Genomic DNA, 6573 nt, shown 5'->3' with positions numbered 1-6573 from the left:
GGGGGGATGTGGCAGAAAAGCTAGGGTTAAGGGCGGATGGGAAGGTGTACCACTTTCATCCGGTGGGGTTGGTGGGAAGTTTTGCTAAATCCCGAGACCTGATAAATGTCGGAGATTTTTTAGAAGTTTACGAGCTTACACACCAATCGTTCGCTCCAGGCACGCGTGTTTTAAATCAAGCATCCAAGGATAATTTAAGGCAAATACTGAAAGCGATAAATAAATACTACGACACCGGCGATGAAAAGCCGAACCTTTATGAGGTTTCTTATATGCTAGCGACGTACAGGCATGAGGCTTATCACTTTCTCTCCGGGGAATTCTTCAGTGAAAAGCCCGAAGTAGGTGATATCTCCTACTTCGATAAATACGATTCGGTTCGCGCACAAACCACCCGACTCCGAGCTAGAGCGATTGCAAATGGAAATATTGATGAGGGGGATGGTTTTAAATATAGAGGCCGTGGTGGTGTCCATCTGACGTGGAGAAATAACTATCAAAGATTTTCGGAACTGATCGCTCACAATCTTGCTTCTAATCCTGATGCTGCCGCAAAATTTGAGCACGCCATACCGATTATGATTATTGGAATGAAAAAAGGAATATTTACAGGGAAGAAAATGGCTGACTATTTAAACCCTAGCGGAATCGATTATTTGTCATCAAGGCGAATTATCAATGGCGTTGATCAGCGTGAACTTATCGCGTCTTACGCCGAAAAATTCGAAATTATCCTTAGAAAGACGTCCCAACTACCATCGGACTTCTAATATAGCCATGAATAAATATTGCATCTCATTGTTGTTTTGTATGGCGTGCTCCGTGGCAAATGCATTCGACGTTTTTACTGGACCTAAAACCGGTAGCATTGTGGTTGATGAAGCAGGTCACCGAAAAGTGTATGAAAATATTGTCGGCGACGATTACGATGTTCTTAGAAGCCTGTCGACTATAAATGGATCTCCCTCAATAGTAATTCTGGGTAGGGATTTTCAGTACCTAACGCTGGCGGCGGAGCGTGATCAAATCGTCATTGATTGCGCATATTTCGATACGAGAAACAATTACAATGGCGCCAAGATGACTGCTGGTATTTGTGGCCTGCACTCGCCATTGGACGAAACATATAGTGATGTCGCCTGGCAACATTCAAATCATATACAGCAGTCGGTATTTTCTTTCGATACTCGACCCGTAGTTGACGGCTTGACACCGGGCAGTTTTTTGCTTGGAAATATTGAGGATATTGAGATATTTGACAGGTACGCATCAGTAACGACCCTGGCAAATGCTTCACCGAAAAAATACATTAAAGGTCCAGATGGGTGCTTTGATTTTGGCACCGCAGTGGGGTTTCTGGTGTTTTTGAACAAGGACGCCCCAGAGCTGAAATTTCTTGATCTGCTTGAATCGCAGGAACCAATGACACTAAAAAGGATGAGTCATGGTGATTTGATCAAACTTGCTGTTGATGAGTGCCGGTGAAAGCTAATGAGATCGGGAGTGCTGGGAAATGATCAATGCTGACGCGACCAATTGGTACGGGATTAGTGGGGGCTTGCTGACCGACAACACTACAAGAGGAAAATTACCAAGATTTTCAAAAGGCTCTACTTCGGCGGATGCCCATAAACATGATTAAAAGTCTATTTTTCATCGCACTGCTAATCTGCGTCGAAAACGCTGCACTGGGGAGTGACTCATGTAATAACACGGGCTTCCGTACAGCTTACAACCCCCTAAAAATTGATGGCTCGCTGGTGTGTTTTTTATATACCCTTAACATGGCAGAGAAGAGCGGCCATAGTTTATCCTCAGATCCTGACGGCATATCGATATATTCATCTACTACAAACGGGCAAGCAGAATTTCTTTATGAGCTTACCTATGCAGGAACCAAAAACGAAATAAAGGACGCATTTGTTAGCTCGGTAGACGGTGGTATAAGGCTTTTTGTGATCCAGTCTATGGAAGCTCCCAGCTCTTGGGATATTGTCGGTGATGCTTATAGTGTTAGCGTGATAAATTTCGACGGTGGGAACTTCGTTATTGACTTGAGACTATCGCGATTTTTCGATTTGGGTGGCGACTTCATGGACGATCAAGGAAAAATCAAATACATTTATCCATACAAAGACAAGGCGTCAGTCGAAAACGCGATTCGCTCCCCCATATTCAAAGCTGTGGAGACGTCTACGCCGGTAAGCGCGATAGTTCGTAAAAGGACAGCTCTGTACGGCGGGGATTTAGAACCGGCGACATGGGACGTAAGCCAAAGATATGCATCCAAAAACGATCGGGTCACTCTAGAGGACTCAATGGCTGGTTGGTGCAAAGTCTCATACACAGCGGAGATTGCGCCAATCAGAATGTGGTTGATATGTGATGCTATTAGTTTTTAGATAGAATAATAATGATTAAAGTTAAATTATGTGCCAGGGCGTGAGTGTTAGCTGAGGGCAAACTTTTAGCTGTCTAGGACGGTACCTGCCCTGTGGCCGCTGATGTTTAAAACGAAGCTTTACGTCCTGCTCATTATTTACACGTAAGAGATTGAAGTGAAAGCGGCCAAGACCCTCCTTATAGCGGCACTGTCGACGCTTACACTTGGTTCCGGTTATGGAGGTGATTTAGATAAATTTCCTGCCATAGCTGCAGCAGAAACTTTTTCTTGGCTGGGGTATTATTCACAACAAAGCGAACGCTGTACTGAGCCCGCTACCAATGCCAGTTGTGCCGACCAATTCCGTTACCAACTTAAAATTAAGCCTTGGAATCAGCGCTATAAGGTCGAGTTATTGAGCACACAGGCCGATCAGCATGTCTGTTCGTTTTCGTTCTTTATGGATGTAGTCGATGGAGAGCTTGTTCATGAGACAGAACTTGGTCGCGTGCTGGTAAGGCGAAATGACGTTTCACTGGAAATTACTTCAAAAAACATCGATCCCACGGCTTTGGGCTTGGGCGTCTGTGGCGCGCATGCCGATATCGATGGCCTGACGTTTCCGCTGGCAAGTCAGTGTCTCCACGAATGCGATAAACCAACGCAGTGATCACCATTCATAACTGAACAGATTGCCTTCTCACACGGCTCAAGCTTCGCACGCAAACCAGTGGGAGCGGACTTGTCCGCGAAGAGGTCGGTCCATCCAATACAGTTCTAGCGTCTGATCGATTGCATTCGCGGACAGGTCCGCTCCCACAGGGTCTGCGCATCCTTGCGTCAAACGTGGGGATCACCCGCCGCCTTCACTGGCGCCGCCAACTGTTGCTTCGGATTCACCGGCGGGCTGTCAGGGTTTGCGTATTGCTGCTTCAAATGCCCTTCCCCGTCCAGCAGCCACGCATCAAGAATCTGCCGCACCACGGGCCCTGCGACTCGACCACCCGCCTCGCCGTTTTCGATCATGACCGACACCACAATCTTGGGATGCGCGGCCGGGGCGAAGCCTACGAAGAGGGCGTTGTCGCGGTGGCGTTCGAGGGTTTTTTCGCGGTTGTAGCGTTCGCCCTGCTTGATCGCAACCACCTGAGCGGTGCCGCTTTTGCCAGCGATGCGGTATTGCGCGCCTTGGGCAGCCGCACGTGCGATGCCGCGCGGGTCGTGCATCACTGACTGCATGCCGTTGTTGACCTGATCCCACTCACGCGAATCGTGCAGCACGATGTTGGGCATCGGGTGCTCGTCCAGCGGCGCAACGCCGCCAACGGTTTTCGCGAGATGCGGGCGATTCCATACACCCTTGCTGGCGATCAGTGAGGTGGCCTGGGCCAGTTGCAGCGGCGTGACCTGCATATAACCCTGGCCGATGCCGAGAATCACGGTTTCGCCCGGGAACCACGCCTGACGTCGTGTCGCGCGCTTCCATTCTTTGGACGGCATGAGGCCGGCGGACTCTTCGAACATGTCCAGCGAGACCTTCTGGCCGATGCCGAACATGGTCAGGTAATCGTGCATACGGTCGATGCCGAGCTTGTGCGCCAGGTCGTAAAAATAGGTGTCGTTGGAGCGCATGATCGCCGCATTCAGATCCACCCAGCCATCGCCGCTGTGGTTCCAGTTGCGGTACTTGTGGTCGAAATCTGGCAACTGGAAATAACCAGGGTCGAACACGCGAGTAGATGGCGTGACCACCCCGCTGTCCAGCCCGGCAATCGCCACTTCCGGCTTGATCGTAGAACCCGGCGCGTAAAGGCCGCGCAGTACCCGGTTGAACAAAGGGCGGTCAACCGAATCACGCAGGGCCGAGTATTCCTTGAAGCTGATGCCGGTGACGAACAGGTTCGGGTCGAAGCTCGGCTTGCTGACCATCGCCAGCACTTCGCCGGTCTCCGGGTCCAGCGCTACCACTGAACCGCGACGATCGCCCAGCGCATCTTCCGCCGCTTCCTGCAACTTGATGTCCAGGCTCAAGACGATGTTCTTGCCCGCCACCGGATCGGTGTGGTTCAGCACCCTCAGCACTCTGCCCTGAGCGTTGGTTTCGACTTCTTCATAACCGACGTGACCGTGCAGTTCGCTCTCGTAAAAGCGTTCGATCCCGGTCTTGCCGATGGACTGCGTACCGCGATATTCGACCTGATCGAGCTGGGTGGATTCCTTCTCGTTGATCCGCCCCACATAGCCGATGGAGTGGGCGAAATGCGCGCCCAACGGGTAATGGCGGACGAACTGCGCTTCAACGTCGAGACCCGGCAGGCGGAATTGATTGACCGCCAGCACGGCGATCTGCTCTTCGGTCAATTCGTACAGCAGCGTGACCGGGACAAACCGATGCGGGGAGTTCTTCATCGCCTTGTCGAAGACGATTCGATCTTCGTCCGGCAGGTTGAGCAGGCCCATCAGCGTTTCGATGACTTCGTGCCAGTCGCCGGCGCGTTCGCGGGTCATGGTCAGGTTGAAGCTGGGACGGTTATCGGCGAGGACCACACCATTGCGGTCGTAGATCAGCCCGCGCTCTGGGGGAATGGGCAGTACATGTACGCGGTTGTTTTCGGAAATGGTCGAGTGATAGGCAAACTCGGTGACCTGCAAGACGTACATGCGGCAAACCAGTGCAGCGCTCAGCAGGGCCACAAACACGGCGCAAGCAATCAACCGCTTGTTGACCAGCCGGGTTTCTTTCTCGTGGTCCTTTAACGGGATCGGATCAGGCATTTCTACAGCTTCTCGGTAAACATTTGAACGGCGCAGGTAGCAGCCGGTGACAATTGAATGGACGTAAATGCCGTGCAAGATACCAAGAACCGGGCGCCATCATGGCCGGAACTTCATGAAAATGCTGTCAGGCAGCTTCCGGTGGTCATCAAAGCAAAAGTGTTTCACCGATTTTTTGTTGCGAAAGACAACATAATGCAGGAATCATTCTCAATAAAACTTATCTGCGACTATCCATAGCAGTGATGTGAATCGTTTTATAGGAGCATCTGTATTGGGTTGAATCCTGTCTGCAGTACGACGCTGCTCTCTCTCACGTCATCTGCACCGTATTTACGATGCCAACAGTAATGAAAACCGACTGTTACTGTTTCGGTAATAGTTATTTGCCAAATCTGCTGGATGCAACCGTTCGTAACACATCTATCATTGCAAGGCGCGTGGAAAAGATGATCACAGGCAAGGTTGGCCCCCGCTTAGCGTGCGCTCCTCCCTCACTGGCTTGCCAGAGACCCAATGTCACACCCCCGCACTGAAATGGAATCGCTTGCCCGACATTTGCTTTTTGTCGAGCACACACCGTGAAATAACCGCGATAACGCCGCCTGTCCTTGGGCCCATCTGACGATAGCCTGGGGAAAAGCGCGTTCGCAGGAGCCCTGAATGACCGATAAACCCAAAGGCCTCACCCGCAGGCAGTTGCTGGTGTCCTCCGCGACCTCTCTGGCCGTGGTCGGCGCCGCTACCGCCAAAGCCGCGACCCTTACCGGCGTCCCGCAGTGGGTGCCGTTCGACCACAACGGCCCGATGCATTACGAGACGCCAGGCTGGCAGTTTTTCAGCGCTGACGAAGCGGCTGCCGTAGAGGCTATCGTGGCGCGGCTGATCCCTGCTGACGACCTGAGCATCAGTGGCAAAGACGCGGGTTGCGCGGTGTTCATCGACCGACAGCTGGCTGGCGAGTACGGCACGTTTGATCGTCTGTATATGCAGGGCCCTTTCGCAGCGGGCACGCCGATGCAAGGCGATCAATCTTCTTTGGTGCCGCGCGAACGCTATCGTCTGGGCCTGGCTGGCCTTGCCGCGTACACCCAGAAAACCTTTCAGAAAGCCTTCAGCGCGTTGAGTCCCGAAGAGCAGGACAAAGTGCTCACCGGTATCGAAAAGGGCGACATCGCGCTGGACGGCATCGACGGCAAGCTGTTTTTCCAGCAGATACTTTCCAACACCATGGAAGGCTTCTTCGCCGACCCGATCTACGGCGGCAATCGCGAGATGGTGTCATGGAAAATGATTGGCTTCCCCGGCGCCCGTTATGACTACCGCGACTACATCGCGCTGCATAACCAGAAGCTCGACCTCGTGCCGCTTTCCATCATCGGCAGCTCCGCCTGGAACAAGAAGGGTTAATTCCA

The 6573-nt window shown here is 52.0% G+C and carries 5 protein-coding genes and 1 pseudogene; 5 read left to right on the top strand and 1 reads right to left on the bottom strand.

The window, feature by feature from the left end; all coding sequences use genetic code 11:
* The 4 genes and pseudogenes from ACWKV9_RS27230 to ACWKV9_RS27215 form a co-directional block, all read left to right on the top strand.
* Positions 1-770: pseudogene (locus ACWKV9_RS27230) on the top strand (hypothetical protein); the annotation flags it as partial.
* Positions 771-822: 52 nt separating this feature from the next.
* On the top strand, positions 823-1485 hold the full coding sequence (locus tag ACWKV9_RS27225) for a hypothetical protein (RefSeq protein WP_483839211.1): 663 nt from the start codon (positions 823-825) through the stop codon (positions 1483-1485).
* A 149-nt stretch (positions 1486-1634) separates the two neighbouring features.
* Positions 1635-2402: a hypothetical protein gene (locus ACWKV9_RS27220; RefSeq protein WP_483839210.1), complete on the top strand. Its 768-nt coding sequence runs from the start codon at positions 1635-1637 to the stop codon at positions 2400-2402.
* A 156-nt stretch (positions 2403-2558) separates the two neighbouring features.
* Positions 2559-3053: a hypothetical protein gene (locus tag ACWKV9_RS27215; RefSeq protein ID WP_483839209.1), complete on the top strand. Its 495-nt coding sequence runs from the start codon at positions 2559-2561 to the stop codon at positions 3051-3053.
* 170 nt (positions 3054-3223) lie between these two features.
* Here the strand turns inward: ACWKV9_RS27215 and mrdA are convergent, their stop codons facing one another.
* The gene (gene mrdA / locus ACWKV9_RS27210) at positions 3224-5158 is read right to left on the bottom strand and encodes a penicillin-binding protein 2 (protein ID WP_483839208.1); all 1935 of its coding nucleotides are present in this window, start codon (positions 5156-5158) and stop codon (positions 3224-3226) included.
* Positions 5159-5821: 663 nt separating this feature from the next.
* Between mrdA and ACWKV9_RS27205 the strand changes: the two genes are divergently transcribed.
* Positions 5822-6568 (top strand): gluconate 2-dehydrogenase subunit 3 family protein, encoded by a 747-nt coding sequence (locus ACWKV9_RS27205; RefSeq protein ID WP_483839207.1) that lies wholly within the window; start codon positions 5822-5824, stop codon positions 6566-6568.
* Positions 6569-6573 lie beyond the last annotated feature (5 nt).

The sequence above is a fragment of the Pseudomonas corni genome, assembly GCF_057128765.1.
The sequence above is the reverse complement of the archived record's forward strand: the minus strand, read 5'-3'. Positions and strand labels throughout refer to the sequence as shown.